16 protein-coding genes are annotated in these 15,983 nt (G+C 38.2%); 15 read left to right on the top strand and 1 reads right to left on the bottom strand.

What is annotated here, in order from left to right; translation table 11 throughout:
• Positions 1-206: 206 nt before the first annotated feature.
• The 12 genes from guaD to thrB all read left to right on the top strand — a co-directional run bounded on the left by guaD (position 207) and on the right by thrB (position 13,572).
• Entirely contained in the window at positions 207-1,592 is a 1,386-nt protein-coding gene (guaD, locus tag IGJ37_RS09225; protein WP_002376716.1) for a guanine deaminase, read from the top strand.
• Between the two features lie 3 nt (positions 1,593-1,595).
• Positions 1,596-2,927 (top strand): nucleobase:cation symporter-2 family protein, encoded by a 1,332-nt coding sequence (locus IGJ37_RS09220; RefSeq protein ID WP_325814889.1) that lies wholly within the window; start codon positions 1,596-1,598, stop codon positions 2,925-2,927.
• 141 nt (positions 2,928-3,068) lie between these two features.
• Positions 3,069-4,046, top strand: coding sequence for a GMP reductase (guaC, locus tag IGJ37_RS09215; protein WP_128705453.1), 978 nt, complete (start codon positions 3,069-3,071; stop codon positions 4,044-4,046).
• Between the two features lie 161 nt (positions 4,047-4,207).
• Positions 4,208-4,540: a PadR family transcriptional regulator gene (locus tag IGJ37_RS09210; RefSeq protein WP_002362678.1), complete on the top strand. Its 333-nt coding sequence runs from the start codon at positions 4,208-4,210 to the stop codon at positions 4,538-4,540.
• Positions 4,537-5,565 carry a permease prefix domain 1-containing protein gene (locus tag IGJ37_RS09205; protein WP_325814888.1) on the top strand — a complete coding sequence of 343 codons (1,029 nt, stop codon included), beginning with the start codon at positions 4,537-4,539 and terminating at the stop codon, positions 5,563-5,565. Before IGJ37_RS09210 ends, IGJ37_RS09205 begins: the two co-directional genes overlap by 4 nt.
• A 134-nt stretch (positions 5,566-5,699) precedes the next feature.
• Positions 5,700-7,151 (top strand): PLP-dependent aminotransferase family protein, encoded by a 1,452-nt coding sequence (locus tag IGJ37_RS09200; protein WP_002380591.1) that lies wholly within the window; start codon positions 5,700-5,702, stop codon positions 7,149-7,151.
• A gap of 120 nt (positions 7,152-7,271) precedes the next feature.
• Positions 7,272-8,996: a phospho-sugar mutase gene (locus IGJ37_RS09195; RefSeq protein WP_002356727.1), complete on the top strand. Its 1,725-nt coding sequence runs from the start codon at positions 7,272-7,274 to the stop codon at positions 8,994-8,996.
• Between the two features lie 106 nt (positions 8,997-9,102).
• The gene (gene proC, locus IGJ37_RS09190) at positions 9,103-9,885 is read left to right on the top strand and encodes a pyrroline-5-carboxylate reductase (RefSeq protein ID WP_252671386.1); all 783 of its coding nucleotides are present in this window, start codon (positions 9,103-9,105) and stop codon (positions 9,883-9,885) included.
• A 116-nt stretch (positions 9,886-10,001) separates the two neighbouring features.
• Positions 10,002-10,310 (top strand): ArsR/SmtB family transcription factor, encoded by a 309-nt coding sequence (locus IGJ37_RS09185; RefSeq protein WP_002356730.1) that lies wholly within the window; start codon positions 10,002-10,004, stop codon positions 10,308-10,310.
• A gap of 51 nt (positions 10,311-10,361) precedes the next feature.
• Positions 10,362-11,654, top strand: coding sequence for a homoserine dehydrogenase (locus tag IGJ37_RS09180; RefSeq protein WP_002356731.1), 1,293 nt, complete (start codon positions 10,362-10,364; stop codon positions 11,652-11,654).
• Between the two features lie 2 nt (positions 11,655-11,656).
• The gene (gene thrC, locus IGJ37_RS09175) at positions 11,657-12,712 is read left to right on the top strand and encodes a threonine synthase (protein WP_002362683.1); all 1,056 of its coding nucleotides are present in this window, start codon (positions 11,657-11,659) and stop codon (positions 12,710-12,712) included.
• Positions 12,709-13,572 (top strand): homoserine kinase, encoded by an 864-nt coding sequence (gene thrB / locus IGJ37_RS09170; protein ID WP_010709745.1) that lies wholly within the window; start codon positions 12,709-12,711, stop codon positions 13,570-13,572. Before thrC ends, thrB begins: the two co-directional genes overlap by 4 nt.
• Positions 13,573-13,617: 45 nt before the next feature.
• On the opposite strand, the gene IGJ37_RS09165 is transcribed toward thrB, so the two are convergent.
• Positions 13,618-14,475 carry a pyruvate, water dikinase regulatory protein gene (locus tag IGJ37_RS09165; protein ID WP_002389973.1) on the bottom strand — a complete coding sequence of 286 codons (858 nt, stop codon included), beginning with the start codon at positions 14,473-14,475 and terminating at the stop codon, positions 13,618-13,620.
• A 98-nt stretch (positions 14,476-14,573) separates the two neighbouring features.
• Here IGJ37_RS09165 and IGJ37_RS09160 point away from each other — a divergent pair, with 98 nt between their 5' ends.
• From IGJ37_RS09160 to IGJ37_RS09150, 3 genes are all read left to right on the top strand, one after another.
• Positions 14,574-15,014 carry a Fur family transcriptional regulator gene (locus tag IGJ37_RS09160; RefSeq protein ID WP_002387080.1) on the top strand — a complete coding sequence of 147 codons (441 nt, stop codon included), beginning with the start codon at positions 14,574-14,576 and terminating at the stop codon, positions 15,012-15,014.
• Between the two features lie 165 nt (positions 15,015-15,179).
• Positions 15,180-15,356, top strand: a complete 177-nt coding sequence (gene rpsU, locus IGJ37_RS09155; RefSeq protein ID WP_002356740.1) for a 30S ribosomal protein S21 — start codon at positions 15,180-15,182, stop codon at positions 15,354-15,356.
• Between the two features lie 25 nt (positions 15,357-15,381).
• Positions 15,382-15,831, top strand: a complete 450-nt coding sequence (locus IGJ37_RS09150) for a GatB/YqeY domain-containing protein (protein ID WP_002356741.1) — start codon at positions 15,382-15,384, stop codon at positions 15,829-15,831.
• The last annotated feature ends 152 nt before the right edge of the window (positions 15,832-15,983 follow it).

Below are 15,983 nucleotides of genomic sequence, written 5' to 3'. Positions count from 1 at the left end.
AAAGTTCTAACGATTCTCTTCAAGTATACCGAAGAATCTTAAGAATAGAAAGTTTTCTTGTTTATCCAAAGAAAAAATAAATCATTCTTAGAATGTTCGGTTTTTGCTTGTTTTAACACGGATTTTTTTAAAAAAAATCACATTTTTATAGTTATTAAGCGAAAGTTTATGTATAATCTTCATGTGATAGTAAGGAGGAGTATTAAATGTTTCATTTTGTAATAAAAGGAACAGGTTTTTCTAGTAAAAATTTGCAAGAGATTAAAGTTTATGAAGAGACACTTTTTTGTATAGATGAGGCCGGAGTAATTCAGGAAATAATTGAACCAGATGCTGAAGCGTATGAAACTGTGCTAGCAGAACAAAAAGAGGCGCAACGTTTTCAAGAATTACCCCAAGATTCTTATCTTTTACCCGGCTTTGTTGATTTACATGTCCATGCACCTCAGTGGGCACAATCAGGGACCGCCTTGGATATTCCATTGTATGAATGGCTGAATACGTACACGTTTCCTTTGGAGTCCAAATTTGCAGATTTAACATTTGCCCAACAAGTCTATGATGAATTGGTAACCCAATTGTTAGCTAATGGGACAACAACAGCCCTTTATTTTGCAACCATTCATTATGAAGCTAGCCGTCGTTTGGCAGAGATTTGTGCGGAAAAAGGGCAGCGTGGCTTAATTGGTAAAGTTGTAATGGATGATCTTAATGAGAATCCAGAATACTATCGTGATCAAACAACGCAACAAGCATTAGAAGAAACGGAACGGTTTATTCAAGAAATTCAAACATTAGCGCAGCAAACAAAACAAGGCGTGTATCCCGTTGTAACTCCGCGTTTCATTCCAAGTTGTACAGAGGAAGCACTTAAAGGATTAGGAGAATTAGCAGCGAAATATCAAGTCCATGTCCAAAGTCATTGTAGTGAGAGTGATTGGGAACATCAATTTGTTCAAGAACGTTTTGGAAAAAATGATGCTCAAGCATTGAATGATTTTGGTTTATTGACAGAAAAAGCAGTGATGGCACATGCAGGCTTTTTAGAAGAAGCAGATATGAATTTATTCCATGAAACAGGGACGGCTGTGGCGCACTGCCCAATCTCTAATGCTTATTTTGGTAATGCAGTAACACCGATTGCAAAATTAGTACATCAACATCAAGTAGAAGTTGGTTTAGGTAGTGATCTTTCAGGTGGTTTTTCACCAAGTCTTTTTGACAATTTAAAGCAAGCGGTTATTTCTTCTAGAATGTTAGAAGATGGCGTCGATGCTACAAAAAAACCAGAAGTACGAGGTGTTAAAACAGCACGGATTACCGTAAATGAAGCGTTTTATTTAGCTACTGCTGGTGGTGGTCAAGCGCTAAGTTTACCAATTGGAAAATTAGAAAAAGGGTATGCTTGGGATGTTCAAATTATTAATACAAGCTTGTCACAAGCACGAATCCCTAAAAATCCAGGGGAATCATTGCTTGATATTTTCCAAAAAATCTTATATTTAGCACGACCAGAAAATATTCGAGAAGTCTGGGTACAAGGTGAAAAAGTACATGATAAAAATTTAATGTCAGCAACTAAAGGAGTATAAAAAATGAGTGAAAAGAAACAAAATAATCTTCATTTAACAGTGGGGCCAGAAGATTCAGTATCTTTTGGGCAGGCCACTATGTTAGGGATTCAGCATGTCTTAGCAATGGACGTGTACGTCGTACCTGTAATCATTGCTTCAATTATTGGTATTAGCACAGCACAAACGTCTTCTTTAATCCAAGCAACATTCATAGCAGCAGGACTTGCCACGATTATTCAATCTCATTTTTGTATGAGATTACCAGTTGCGCAAGGCCCTTCATTTATTCCAATCGGGGCAATTGCAGGAATTTATTTTGCCAATAACCAACAAGGAAATGGCTGGGGCGCAGTTTTAGGTGCTAGTTTAGTGGGGGCAATTGTTGTTATTATATTAGGATTTACTGGTATTTTTAATCGTTTAATCACTAAATTTGTTCCACCAATTGTGGGAGGAACAATTATTTTTGTGGTGGGGCTTTCGTTAATGCCAGTCGCTTTATCGGATAATATTTACCACGCAAAAGGGGAATTAGGACAAAATATTTTATTAGCATTTATAGCAGCAGGTACGTTGATCTTCTTTGCGCTCTTAGGTTCTGCTTTGAAAAAAGGGCGGATTTTCCGCGTTTCTTCTGTCATTTTGGCATTATTATTTGGGAGCATCGCGGCACAATTATTAGGGGTACTTGATTTATCAGCCGTTAGTGAAGCGGCTTGGTTTAGTTTGCCTCAGTTACCATTAGTTAACTTTTCTTTCCAATTTGATTGGTCAGCCATTGCCACGATGTTAGTTATTTATCTGGTTTTAATGGCGGAAACAACAGGCACTTGGTTTGCTGTGAGTCATGTTGTCGCTGAACCTTTGACCGAAGAAAAAATTAATCGCGGCGTAATTGGTGAAGGCTTAGGTTGCTTAGTTTCTTCATTCATTGGCGGCACGCCAGTAACTAGTTACTCTACAAATGCTGGGATTATTTCAATCACTGGAGTTGCTAGTCGCAAGGTTTTTGTGGCTGCAGGTGCGTGGTTTGTCTTATTTGGCTTATCTGGAAAACTTTCCACCTTGATTTCGGCCATTCCGGCACCAGTTATCGGCGGTGTTTTTGTGGTTGTTTGTGGCATCATTTCTGTAAGTGGAATGAAAGTCATGAGCGATGTAACAATTCATGAAAAAGAGATGTATGTAATTTCCGTTCCGATTATTATGACATTAGCGTTGACATTGTTACCAAAAGAGTTTTTGGAAACTCTACCACAATTTTTACAATATTTATTTAGTTCACCCGTGGCAACTGCCTCAATTGTTGCTATTTTATTGCAGGCCATTTTACCAAACGTTCAAGAAGGGTAAAAAGATTAATTTTCGTTAAAACGCCTTTGACAAGTGGCGGTAAATAGTGTAAATTAACAATGGTGTTTGTAAACACGAACGTTAAATGACCGAATGTTCGGTTTTTACGTTATTTTTGTAAATAACTAGGAGGCAGTAAGTATGAAAGTTTTTGATTATGAAGATGTCCAATTAATTCCCAATAAATGTATCGTGAATAGTCGTTCTGAATGTGATACTACAGTAACTTTAGGAAAACATTCGTTTAAAATGCCTGTCGTTCCAGCGAACATGCAAACAATTATTGATGAAACGATTGCGGAAACCCTTGCTGAAAATGGTTATTTTTATATCATGCATCGGTTTGATGAAGAGGCGCGAGTGCCATTTATTAAAAAAATGCAACAAAAGGGCTTGATCACGTCAATTAGTGTGGGTGTGAAAGAAGGGGAATACGCTTTTGTTGAAACGTTGGCCCGAGAAGGTTTAGTTCCTGACTACGTGACAATTGATATCGCCCATGGTCATTCAAATGCGGTGATTAATATGATTCAACACTTGAAAAAATCTTTACCAGAAACGTTCGTTATTGCGGGCAATGTTGGAACACCAGAAGCCGTTCGCGAATTAGAAAACGCTGGAGCCGATGCCACCAAATTGGGGATTGGACCAGGAAAAGTTTGTATTACTAAGATTAAGACTGGCTTTGGGACAGGTGGCTGGCAGTTAGCGGCTTTACGTTGGTGTGCCAAAGCTGCTCGGAAACCAATTATTGCAGATGGTGGGATTCGGACCCATGGAGACATTGCAAAATCTGTGCGTTTTGGGGCAACTATGGTCATGATTGGTTCATTATTTGCTGGACATGAAGAATCACCAGGTGAAACAAAAGTGGAAGATGGCGTTGTTTACAAAGAATACTTTGGTAGCGCCTCTGAATTCCAAAAAGGCGAAAAGAAAAACGTTGAAGGCAAAAAAATCTGGTTACGCCATAAAGGGAAGTTGGCAGATACTTTAGTCGAAATGCAACAAGATTTACAATCTTCCATTTCATACGCGGGAGGTCGTGATTTAGAAGCGATTCGTAAAGTTGATTATGTGATTGTAAAAAATTCTATTTTTAATGGTGATACCATTTAACATTCAACTATAGACTGAAAAGAAGACAGCACGTAGTGCAGAAATTAAAATGATTTCTGCATTACGTGCTTTTTTTACTTTACCTATCGTAGTAATCGTGTTAAGATAATTACAACGACAGACGTAGTACGATAGTTGAAGTACTTGAGGGAGGAATTTATGTGATTGGTAGTGATGCAATTCGAGGATACAACGATACCTTTATTCTCTCAATCTTACAATCCGGCGCTTCATATGGTTATGCGATTTCTAAACGCATTCGTGAAATTTCTAATGAACAATATTCGATTAAAGAAACGACACTTTATTCTGCTTTTACACGTTTAGAGAAAAATGGCTACATTGAATCATTTCCAGGAGAAGTAACGCATGGCAAAAAGCGGACCTATTATCAAATAACACATGCAGGAGAGCGTTATTTAGAGGAAAAGTTACTAGAATGGGAAGTAACAAAAGACGTCGTCGAAGCATTTGTAAAGGAGATGGGAAAATGAAAATTATAGAAGAATTTATTGATAGCTTATTTTCAGGCGTTGTTGAAACATCTGAAACAAAACAATTAAAGGCGGACTTATTAGCAAATGCTGAGGATCGTTATGAAGACTTGCTCAGCCAAGGAAAATCGGAAAATGAAGCAATTGGTACAATTATTTCTGAATTTGGTACTATTGATGAATTAATGGAAGAATTGAATTTAGAAAATAAACAAGTGGATGAAACAAACGATTCAATGAACGGTTTGCCAGAAATTTCAGTGGAGGAAGGACTTGACTATTTAGCTGTCCAACGTAAAGGTGCTATTCAAATTGGTCTTGGTGTTGTTGCAATCATGGTGGGTGTTGGCTTGCTGGTTGGTATGCGTGGTGTTCTTTCTAACGGTCTTGGTTTAGTTTGTCTTTTCATAGGTGTGGCAATCGGCGTTCCATTATTTATTGTTGCTGGTAATCGGTTTGTTGCAATGGACAAACAGCTGGGGCAACGATTGATTCCGATTAAGTTAAAAAAAGAAGTTGTACAAAGAGAACAAAGTTTTCAACGATCATTTATTTTTTGTATGGCAGCGGGCGTCGTTTTTTGTATTTTGGGTTTAATCCCAGTTGTTGTCTTTAGTAGTGGCCTTCATCTGATGATGCGCCGTTCCATGCATCAAATGATGGGCGGACAATATTATAATGGAACGATGGGGATTAGTTGGCTCTTCTTTTTAGTATCGGTTGGCGTCTTCTTGTTTATATTTGGTGGAGTAATTAAAGGAAGTTTTAATAAATTGTTAAATGAAACTTATTTTTATTCAGAACATGTTGGTCATCCTGATTTTGCCCCTCAACAAACAAAAACAGAGGAAGGACCTGTGGGAAATCCTGTCGGTGCAATTATTGCATCCGTTTATTGGCCCTTAGTTGTTGCACTCTATCTATTTATTAGTTTTGTTTTAGGGGATTGGCGGTTTAGTTGGTTAATCTTTATGTTCGCAGGAATCTTTTATAACACCATCCAAGCATTTTTACACAAGTATTGAGACAAACCTGTTAATAGTAAAACAGAAAAGTGGGACATTCGTCAAAACGGCTGTCCCACTTTTCTTGTATTTTTGATTGACAAAAGTATTGAACTGGATTACTTTTAACTCATCCAATTGTTGAGGTGATTGCTATGTGGCAACTTAAAAAAGAACAAAATGTTCCCATTTATCGCAGTATTATGGAAATGATTGTTCAAAAGATTCAAACAGGCGAATTATTACCAGGCGAAAAAATCCCTTCGGAACGTAAACTGGCAGAGTACTTGTCTGTCAATCGTTCAACCGTTGTTCATGCATTAGACGAACTGGTGGACTTAGGCTGGATTGTGCGAAAAAGAGGGAGTGGAACGATTGTCAACGAAGGAAAATGGGGGGTAATGATGACGCCACGAACGGATTGGCATCGTTATTTAGAACAAAATGTGTTCAAACAAGTTCATCCCTTGGTGGCAGAGATTGAGTTACGAGCTAAACAAAATTTGCCGACTGACTTAGATATGTATACAGGTGAGTTGCCGTTAGACTTAATTCCCAGTTTCGATTTTCCAGCATTAAATTGGAAACAATTTTTAAAAGAGGAAGCACAAGATGAATTAGGTTATTTGCCGTTAAGAAAAGAAATCCAAGCCATTACAGCAACGGAATATCAGCTTCATTTACCAAGTGAAAGTTTATTGCTTACTTCAGGTGCGCAACAAGCACTTTTTTTAGTTTTACAAGTTTTATTGAGACAAGGAGATAGTGTTGCCGTAGAAGATCCATCTTTCTTCTATGCCTTACCAATTTTCCAAGCTGCTGGTGTGCGCTTATTTGGTGTGCCCATGACAGAGGAAGGGATTGATCTTGAAGCGCTAGAACAAACAATCCGACAACATCGCATCAAAATGGTTATGGTTAATCCTTCCTTTCAAAATCCGACTGGGACAGTGATGCCTTTAAGAAAAAGAGAACAGCTCGTGAAAGTCTGTCAAACGTATCAAGTTCCTATTTTAGAAGATGATGTTTTTGGGCAGCTAAGTTTTATCTCAAAAACAGAAATTCCTCCTTTAAAAAAATTAGATCCAGACAATGTCCTGTATATCGGTTCGTTGTCAAAAATTTTAGGTTCGACCACGAAAATTGGTTGGTTGAGTGCGCCCGCCTCCGTGACGAAACAAATTGCAGAAGCCAGAAAAATGATGGATGTTTCGTTGAGTATTTTTCCGCAGATGCTCGCTAAAATGGCGATTGAAGATCCTTCTTTTTCTGAAAAAATTACGTTATTAAATAAACAAGTGGAACAACGAGCAACAGCTGTATATCAAGTATTTAAATCGTTGCCAGAATGGGAAGTTTCGCCAGTAAAAGGCGGCTTTTATTTATGGGCACATTGGCGTCAAGGGGCACTTAAGCCAGAAGATTGGCAAGTGTTTTTACGAGAAGGTGTTTTGGTAGCACCAAGTGTAGCTTTTAGTGAAAAACGTGGAAGTATTCGCTTGAACTGTTCCCGAATTTCACCAGAAGAAATGCCTCTTTTTTGTGAGCGAATGGTACGGATTACACGACAGCTTTCTGAAAATAGACAAACAAAAATAGAACAGTAAGTAAGATTTTTCTTATAAAAATCATTTGCTGAGAGAAAACGCTACAACTTCCCTTTTCTAAACGAATATCCAATGCTATACTTAAAAAGTAAAAACAAAAAAACAAATGAGGTGTTTTCCATGTCTTGGGAACAAGTTTACCAACAATGGTTAAATGAAGAAAATATTCCAGAAAATTTAAAAAATGAATTAAAGGACTTAAATACAGACCCTGAAAAATGTGAAGATGCATTTTACGCACCATTAGAATTTGGGACTGCCGGGATGCGTGGGATTTTAGGCGCCGGTATTAATCGGATGAATATCTTTACGGTTCGTCAAGCAACAGAAGGACTTGCACGTTTTATGGATACGCAAGATCCTGAAACAAAACGTCGCGGTGTAGCTATTGCCTATGATTCACGTCATATGTCTCCAGAATTTGCAATGGAAGCAGCTAAAACATTAGCTAAACATGATATTCCTTCTTTTGTGTTTGAAAGCTTACGACCAACACCAGAATTATCTTTTGCGGTCCGCTACTTTAAAGCTTTTGCGGGAATCATGATTACGGCTTCTCACAATCCAGCTGCCTATAATGGCTACAAAGTCTATGGTGAAGACGGTGGTCAAATGCCGCCAGCTGATGCAGATGCATTAACTAAATATGTTCGTAGTATCGAAAATCCTTTGAAAATTGATGTCTTATCAGATGAAGAAGTTGCCCACAGCGGTTTAATTAACATTGTTGGTGAAGAAGTCGATAACGCGTATTTGAAAGAAATTAAAACAGTTACGATTAATCAAGAATTAATTAACGAAATGGGTAAAGAATTAAAATTAGTTTACACTCCCTTACATGGAACTGGGAAAATGTTAGGAGAAAAGGCATTAAAACAAGCCGGTTTTGAAAAATTTGTTTTAGTACCTGAGCAAGCCGTTGCTGATCCTGACTTTACTACAGTTAAGTCACCAAACCCTGAAGAACATTCAGCTTTTGAATACGCGATTCGTTTAGGGGAAAAAGAAGGCGCTGATTTATTGATTGCAACAGATCCAGATGCTGATCGTTTAGGTGCTGCTGTGCGGATGCCAAACGGAGACTACCAAGTATTAACAGGAAATCAATTAGGTTCAATTATGATTCATTATATTTTAGAAGCCCATCAACAAGCAGGCACGTTGCCTCAAAATGCTGCGGTTCTAAAATCAATCGTTTCTAGTGAACTTGCTACAGCGATTGCTGAGAAATATAATACGAAGATGTTTAATGTTTTAACAGGTTTCAAATTTATTGCTGAAAAAATTCAACAATACGAAGAAGACCACAGTCAAACGTTTATGTTTGGTTTTGAAGAAAGTTATGGTTACTTAGTGAAACCTTTTGTTCGTGATAAAGATGCAATTCAAGCGTTAGTTTTATTAGCAGAAGTAGCGGCTTTCTATAAAAAACAAGGAAAAACATTATACGATGGCTTACAAGATATCTTTGAAGAATTTGGTTACTTTGAAGAAAAAACTATTTCCGTAACAATGAGCGGAATTGAAGGCAGCGGTAAAATCAAAGCTTTAATGGCAAAATGTCGTGAACAAGCGCCAACTGAGTTTGCCGGGATTCAAGTTGCTCAAACGGAAGATTTTAAAGAATTAACACGCACTTTTGCAGATGGTCAAACAGAACAATTACAAACGCCTCCTTCTGATGTGTTGAAATATCATTTAGAAGATGGTAGTTGGATTGCTATCCGACCATCAGGAACAGAACCAAAAATTAAATTCTATCTAGCGACAAAAGCAACAAGTAGTTCAGAAGCTTCTGAAAAAATTGCTGCGTTTGAAGCAGTCGTTAATGAATTAACAAAATAAAATAAACGAAACAGGCTGTACGGGAAAAAGTACGAATGTTAGTGTTTGTGTCAAAAGCTAATTGACTTTTGACACAAACACTTTATTTAACTAAGGAGGGAATGCTATGAAAATTGGCTTTATCGGTGCTGGCAGTATGGGCGGTGCCATGATTAAAGGGTTACTGAAAGCTGAGGCAGTCAAGAAGGAACATTTATATGTGAAAGGCGGCTCAAGTGGAACAGCAGAAGCACTTCAAAAAGAGTGGGGCTTTCAACTTGTCACAGATTATGCACTTTTCCAAGAATGTAAGGTTATTTTTATTGCGACAGGAGCAAAGGTCGTGTTACCTGTTCTTCAGGAATTAGCCCCTCATTTTTCCAAAGAAAGTCTATTGATTTCTGTTGCAACAGGTCATACCATAGAAGAAGCACAAATGGCTCTTGGCAATAAAGAAGCCAAAGTTGTTCATGCCATTCCTAATACACCAGTTAGCGTGAATCAAGGCGTGATTGGCGTAGCCTTGGCACCAACAATTGAAGGCCAAACGAAGGACCTGGTAATGGAACTTCTTGCTACTTTAGGGTTAGTCAAAGAAATTCGTGAAGCGCAACTGGAAACTTTTGGTACTGTGGCTGGTTGCAGTCCAGCTTTTGTTGATATCTTTATGGAAGCATTGGGAGATGCAGCAGTCTTAGAAGGGTTACCAAGAGACTTATCTTATGAAATTGTCGCTCAAATGATAAAAGGAACGGCGACCTTAGCCTTAGACACGAAAAAACATCCAGGAGCATTGAAAGATGAAGTGACTTCTCCAGGAGGAAGTACGATTCGCGGTGTCGTAGCTCTAGAAAAAAATGGCTTCCGTTATGCCGTGATGGATGCAGTTCAGCAAGCCAACCACGAATAGATGAAGAAAGTTGGAAAATCGACAAGTTTGTCATTTTTCCAACTTTCTTTGTGCCATATTTTTCGTAGGAAAGAACAATCGCAGTTCTTATTTTAAAAAACTCTGTGTTATAATGAGTGCAAAGTGAGGCGACTATAATGAAACAAATGGAAGAAATCAAACAAGTAAGTCAATTATATAAAGTGTTAAGTGATCCAACACGTTTAAGAATTTTGCTACTTTTAAAAGAAGGCGAGCATAACGTAACGGCGATTAGTGAACAATTGGGAATGGAACAGTCCGCCGTTTCTCATCAACTAAAATTATTAAGAGATAGCCGGGTTGTCAAGGCACGTCGCGAAGGAAAAACGATTTTTTATACATTGGATGATCATCATGTAATAGATATTTTAAATCAGACCTTTGAGCATATTGAACATCGATAAAAAGTAGGAAAAAATAGCGTAACTAGAATAGCGCTGTTGATGGAGGTAAAAATGAAGGATACCTTAAAGATCGGGTTACTAGGATTAGGGACTGTAGGCACTGGCGTTTTAACTCTCTTGAAAGAACATCAAGAGAAAATTTCACAAGTGACAGGAATGAATGTAGTCATTGAAAAAGCATTTGTCCGAAATCTTGAAACGAAACAAGCGCAAGCGGAAGAATACGGTCTTTCTTTAACAACTTCAATTGATGATATTTTAGAAGATAAAGAGATTCAAATCGTTGTGGAATTAATGGGAACCATTGAACCAGCCAAAACGTATATCATGAAAGCTTTAGAAAAGGGTAAACATATTGTGACTGCTAATAAAGATTTACTGGCGCAACATGGGAGTGAATTAGTAGCGTTAGCCCAAAAACATCATTGTGATTTATATTATGAAGCAAGTGTTGCTGGCGGGATTCCAATTTTAAGAACAATTGCTAATAGCTTAGCGGCAGACAATATTCAACAAGTTTTAGGGATTGTGAATGGTACGACGAATTATATGCTTACGCAAATGGTTTCTGCTGATAAAAGTTATGAAGAAGCTTTAGCAGAAGCGCAAGCGTTGGGATTTGCTGAAGCGGATCCGACAAATGATGTCGATGGAATTGACGCAGCCTATAAAATGGTTATTTTAAGTCAATTTGCTTTTGGGATGAATGTTTCATTACCACAAGTTGATATTCGTGGAATTCGCGGATTGTCTTTAGATGATGTCGCTATGGCTAAACAACTGGGGTATGAAATCAAATTGATTGGCTCTGCTGAACAAAATGAGAATAGTATCTCGGTGGAAGTGGCGCCTATGCTAGTCAATCAAAAGCATCCTATTGCATCTGTTCGGAATGAGTACAATGCAGTATTTATAAAAAGTGCAGGCGTGGGGGAATCAATGTATTACGGTCCAGGAGCTGGCGCTAAACCGACAGCAACCAGTGTGGTCAGTGATTTAATTACGATTGCTAAAAACATTCGCTTGGCAACGACTGGCCATATGTTCAATTCGTATCAACATAAAACCCAATTGACGAGTTCCGAAAATGTATTTGGGCAGTACTATTTTTCATTAGATGTTCCAGATACACCAGGACAATTTTTGCAGTTGACGCAATTAATGACTAAAGCAGAAGTCAGCTTTGATCAATTAGTTCAACAGAAATCAGATGGACAGCGAGCAAGAATTGTTGCCATTACACACCAGATATCAAAAGCACAAATGCAACAAGTTGTGACAGCTATTCAAAATACGGAAGCCTTTCAGTTATTGAATGTAATGAAGGTTATAGGAGATGAGTAAACATGTATGAAGGTTTGTTAAAACAGTATCAAGCGTATTTGCCCGTAACAGAAAAAACACCAATGATTTCTTTAGCCGAAGGAAATACGCCACTGATTCCTTTACCTAATTTATCCAAAGAATTAGGTATTCAATTATATGGAAAATACGAAGGCTTAAATCCCACTGGCTCATTCAAAGATCGCGGGATGGTGATGGCTGTAGCAAAAGCGGTAGAAGAAGGTGCCAAAGCGATTGTTTGTGCTTCTACAGGAAATACTAGTGCCGCCGCTGCTGCGTATGCCACAAGAGCAGGCATTAAAGCGTATGTAGTGATTCCAGAAGGAAAAATCGCACTGGGAAAATTGGCGCAAGCTATTATGTATGGGGCGGACATTATTTCGATTCCAGGTAACTTTGATGAAGCATTGAAAGCGGTGCGAGAGATTGCGAAAACTGAGGCAGTTGCGCTAGTTAATTCAGTGAATCCTTATCGCTTAGAAGGGCAAAAGACAGCAGCTTTTGAAGTTTGTGAACAATTAGGTCAAGCGCCCGATGTCTTAGCGATTCCAGTTGGAAATGCCGGCAATATTTCCGCTTACTGGAAAGGCTTTAAAGAATGGCATGAAAAACAAGGAACAACTTTACCAAGAATGCATGGTTTTGAAGCAGAAGGTGCCGCAGCGATCGTGAAAGGCCAAGTGATTGAGCAACCTGAAACCGTGGCAACAGCGATCCGGATTGGAAATCCTGCTAGTTGGCAACTAGCAGAACAGGCACGGGATGAATCCGGTGGTTTCATTGATGCCGTAACAGATCAAGAAATTTTAACGGCTTACCGAAAAATTGCTGCTCAAGATGGGGTTTTCATTGAACCTGGTTCGGCTGCTTCATTAGCTGGAGTTATTCAACATGTTAAAAGCGGTAAAATTAAAACAGGTGAAACCGTCGTGGCAGTCTTTACTGGTAACGGATTGAAAGATCCTGATACAGCAATGGAGACAGAAGTAGCTATTTCAAAAATGAGTGACGTGGAAGAAATGCGTCTGCACTTACGAAAAGGAGTCGCAACACTATGAAAATAAGAGTACCTGCCACTAGTGCCAACTTAGGACCTGGCTTTGATTCATGTGGCATTGCATTATCCGCTTATTTAACAATCAACGTTTTAGGTGAAAGTGAATTTTGGGAAATTCAACATACTTTGGGAGAAGAGATTCCTACTAATGAAGAGAATTTATTAATTCAAACGGCATTGAAAATTGCACCAGAATTAACACCAAAAGTTATTCGGATGGTTTCTGACATTCCCCTTGCAAGAGGACTAGGCAGTAGCTCAAGTGTGATTGTAGCAGGCATTGAATTAGCTAACCGACTAGCACATTTAAATTTGTCCCCTAAAGAAAAAGTTCGTTTGGCCACAGAGATGGAAGGACATCCGGATAATGTTGCCCCTGCTATTTTAGGAGATTTCGTGGTGGCTAGCCATGTAGAAAACCAAGTCTACCATGTCAAACATCACTTTCCAATGTGTGATGTCATTGCATTTATTCCAGAGGAACCATTATTTACCGAAAAAAGTCGCGCTGTTTTGCCCGAAAAATTGGCTTATAAAGAAGCGGTCGCGGCCAGCTCAATTGCCAATGTTATGATTGCCGCAATTTTAAACGGGGATTTACCTTTAGCAGGCAAAATGATGGAACAAGATAAATGGCATGAAACGTATCGTCGTTCATTGGTTCCTCACTTAAAAGAAATTCGTCGTTTAACTCAGCAAAGAGGTGCTTATGGCTCTTTCTTAAGCGGTGCTGGTCCAACTGTGCTAATCTTGTCGCCAGAAGAACGAACCAACGAAATTGTTCAAAGTTTGGAGAAATTATCTACCAAAGCGAGCATCCAAATTTTCAATATTGATCAAGAAGGCGTTCAAGTCTTTTAAAAAAACGAGAAAAAATCACTAGTGATTTTTTCTCGTTTTTTTTTTTTAATCCTCGGCTGTTTCCGTGGAATAATAACTATGATCTTCTAAGTTCAAAGCATTAAGAATCATTGAGGCAGTTTCTTCAATTGAAAGAGAAGCGACATCAATAACGATACAACCTAATTTTTGATAAAGATCATTAGCAAAAGCCAGTTCTCGCCGAATTTTTTCAATATCTGAATAAGAAGTATTTTCAGGCAATCCATATGCGCGCATTCGTTCTTTACGAATCCCGTTTAAAACATTGGGATCATTGGTTAAGCCAACAATTTTTTTAGGGTCCATTTCGAATAATTGTTTCGGTAAATGTGCTTCAGGAATTAGTGGCAAATTAGCAACTTTTAAGTTCTTGTTGGCTAAAAAGAGACTTAGCGGTGTTTTAGAAGTTCGGGAAACACCAAGAAGTAACACATCCGCTTCTAAAAAGCCTCGTGGGTCCTTGCCATCGTCATATTTGACAGCAAATTCCATTGCTTCAATTCGTTTAAAATAATTTTCATTCAGATGATGTAAGGCACCTGGTTCCCGCATAGGTGCGACACCTGTTAATCGTTCGATTTCCGCAACAGGTGGTGTCAAAATGTCAAAATGGAACAATTGATGCTCATTGAAAAATTGATTAGCAATCGCCACGAGATGATCATTAATGATAGTATGCAGTACCATGGCCTCTGCTTTTTTTGCATCTTCTAACGCTTGCACCAGTTTATCTTCGTCTTTAACGAATGTTCGTCTAATCAAAGTAAAATCAACAGTGGGGTACTGGGCCATTGAAGCAGCCGCCAATTTTGAAGCGGTCTCGCCAGCAGAATCTGAGATGACAAAAATCGTCACACATTTTTTTTCTTCAGAAATAGTCATAGAGGGTAAGTCCTTTCTTGCATTTTTAATAATTTTATTATACCATAAGTCCAGAATCTATTTCGTAATGATTCTGATTTAGGTTGGTGAGGGAGGAAATGGCGATGGCACCAGTAAAAACCAATATTGAACAAGCCTTAGAAACCATGAAAGCCAGTGGATTAAAATATACTAAAAAACGAGAATTACTGATGAGCTATTTGATTAAGCGAAATCGGTATGTTTCTGCACGTGAAGTGTATGAATTTATGAATGAAACCTTTAAAGGAGTCAGTTATGATACGGTTTATCGTAACTTGCATGACTTTGAGCGCTTAGAATTGCTGGAAAAAACAGAATTAAATGGCGAACAAAAGTTTCGCTTCCGTTGTTGCCAAGAGGTGGAACATCATCATCACTTTATTTGTACGGTTTGTGGCAAAACGGAAGAAATTCACATGTGTCCGATGAATTTTTTCGAAGAACAGTTAAAAGGTTGTTCAATTGAAGGACATCGCTTTGAAATACTTGGTCGTTGTGCCGATTGTTGCGAAAAATAGCGAATAAGACGAAAAATCAAGCAAAAATTTCGTATTTTATCAGTAGAGTGGTTGACGGTTATTTATGCTTTAGCTATAATATAACAAGGACAGTATTTTAATTTGTGGGTTTTTCCCACAAATAAGAAAAACGGTTACTTTTTAAGCTCGGAGGGAGGGAATAACATGTCAAAAACAGTCGTTCGTAAAAACGAATCTCTTGATGATGCTCTTCGTCGCTTCAAACGTTCCGTTTCAAAAGCGGGTACTTTACAAGAATCACGTAAACGTGAATTCTACGAAAAACCAAGTGTAAAGCGTAAGAAAAAATCTGAAGCAGCTAGAAAACGTAAAAAATTCTAGTTTTGAATGAATTGGAGTTGGTGGTATGTCATTGCTAACCACATTGAATGACGACATTAAAACAGCGATGAAAGCTAAAGACAAAGAAACTTTAGCCGTACTTCGTATGTTAAAGACTGCCATTCAAAATGATCAGATTAAAGCGGGCCGTGAATTGAACGGAGAAGAAGAACTCACTGTATTGTCTCGTGAGATGAAACAGAGAAAAGATTCTTTATCAGAGTTTGAAAAGGCGGGACGCGACGATCTTGTTGAAAAAGTAAAAGTTGAAATAGCAATTGTTGAAAAATATATGCCTCAACAACTAACGGAGGAAGAAATTCGTCAACTAGTTCAAGAGGTAATGACGCAAACTGGCGCCACTTCACCAAAAGATTTTGGTAAAGTGATGGGCGCTATGATGCCGAAAGTCAAAGGCAAAGCCGATGGCAACCAAGTTAACGCAATTGTGAAAGAATTATTACAAGAAAACTAAGAGCGTTATCGAAACTAGGACAGGATACTGTCCTAGTTTTTTTATGCAAAGAGAAAACCGGTAGCTTTTTACGGTTTTCTCTTTTTTGACTTTCAAAGTCAAATCAGGTACGACTTCTTTTTAAACAGATAAGAATGTGGTATCATTGTAAA

The sequence above is a fragment of the Enterococcus sp. AZ104 genome (assembly GCF_050546705.1).
GTDB lineage: Bacteria > Bacillota > Bacilli > Lactobacillales > Enterococcaceae > Enterococcus > Enterococcus faecalis.
This window is presented reverse-complemented; position numbering and strand designations above follow the sequence as displayed.

Coding starts and splice junctions, on each gene's coding strand:
- guaD (WP_002376716.1), top strand. CDS start 207: ATGTTTCATTTTGTAATAAAAGGAACAGGTTTTTCTAGTAAAAATTTG.
- IGJ37_RS09220 (WP_325814889.1), top strand. CDS start 1,596: ATGAGTGAAAAGAAACAAAATAATCTTCATTTAACAGTGGGGCCAGAA.
- guaC (WP_128705453.1), top strand. CDS start 3,069: ATGAAAGTTTTTGATTATGAAGATGTCCAATTAATTCCCAATAAATGT.
- IGJ37_RS09205 (WP_325814888.1), top strand. CDS start 4,537: ATGAAAATTATAGAAGAATTTATTGATAGCTTATTTTCAGGCGTTGTT.
- IGJ37_RS09200 (WP_002380591.1), top strand. CDS start 5,700: ATGTGGCAACTTAAAAAAGAACAAAATGTTCCCATTTATCGCAGTATT.
- IGJ37_RS09195 (WP_002356727.1), top strand. CDS start 7,272: ATGTCTTGGGAACAAGTTTACCAACAATGGTTAAATGAAGAAAATATT.
- proC (WP_252671386.1), top strand. CDS start 9,103: ATGAAAATTGGCTTTATCGGTGCTGGCAGTATGGGCGGTGCCATGATT.
- IGJ37_RS09180 (WP_002356731.1), top strand. CDS start 10,362: ATGAAGGATACCTTAAAGATCGGGTTACTAGGATTAGGGACTGTAGGC.
- thrC (WP_002362683.1), top strand. CDS start 11,657: ATGTATGAAGGTTTGTTAAAACAGTATCAAGCGTATTTGCCCGTAACA.
- thrB (WP_010709745.1), top strand. CDS start 12,709: ATGAAAATAAGAGTACCTGCCACTAGTGCCAACTTAGGACCTGGCTTT.
- IGJ37_RS09165 (WP_002389973.1), bottom strand. CDS start 14,475: ATGACTATTTCTGAAGAAAAAAAATGTGTGACGATTTTTGTCATCTCA.
- IGJ37_RS09160 (WP_002387080.1), top strand. CDS start 14,574: ATGGCGATGGCACCAGTAAAAACCAATATTGAACAAGCCTTAGAAACC.
- rpsU (WP_002356740.1), top strand. CDS start 15,180: ATGTCAAAAACAGTCGTTCGTAAAAACGAATCTCTTGATGATGCTCTT.
- IGJ37_RS09150 (WP_002356741.1), top strand. CDS start 15,382: ATGTCATTGCTAACCACATTGAATGACGACATTAAAACAGCGATGAAA.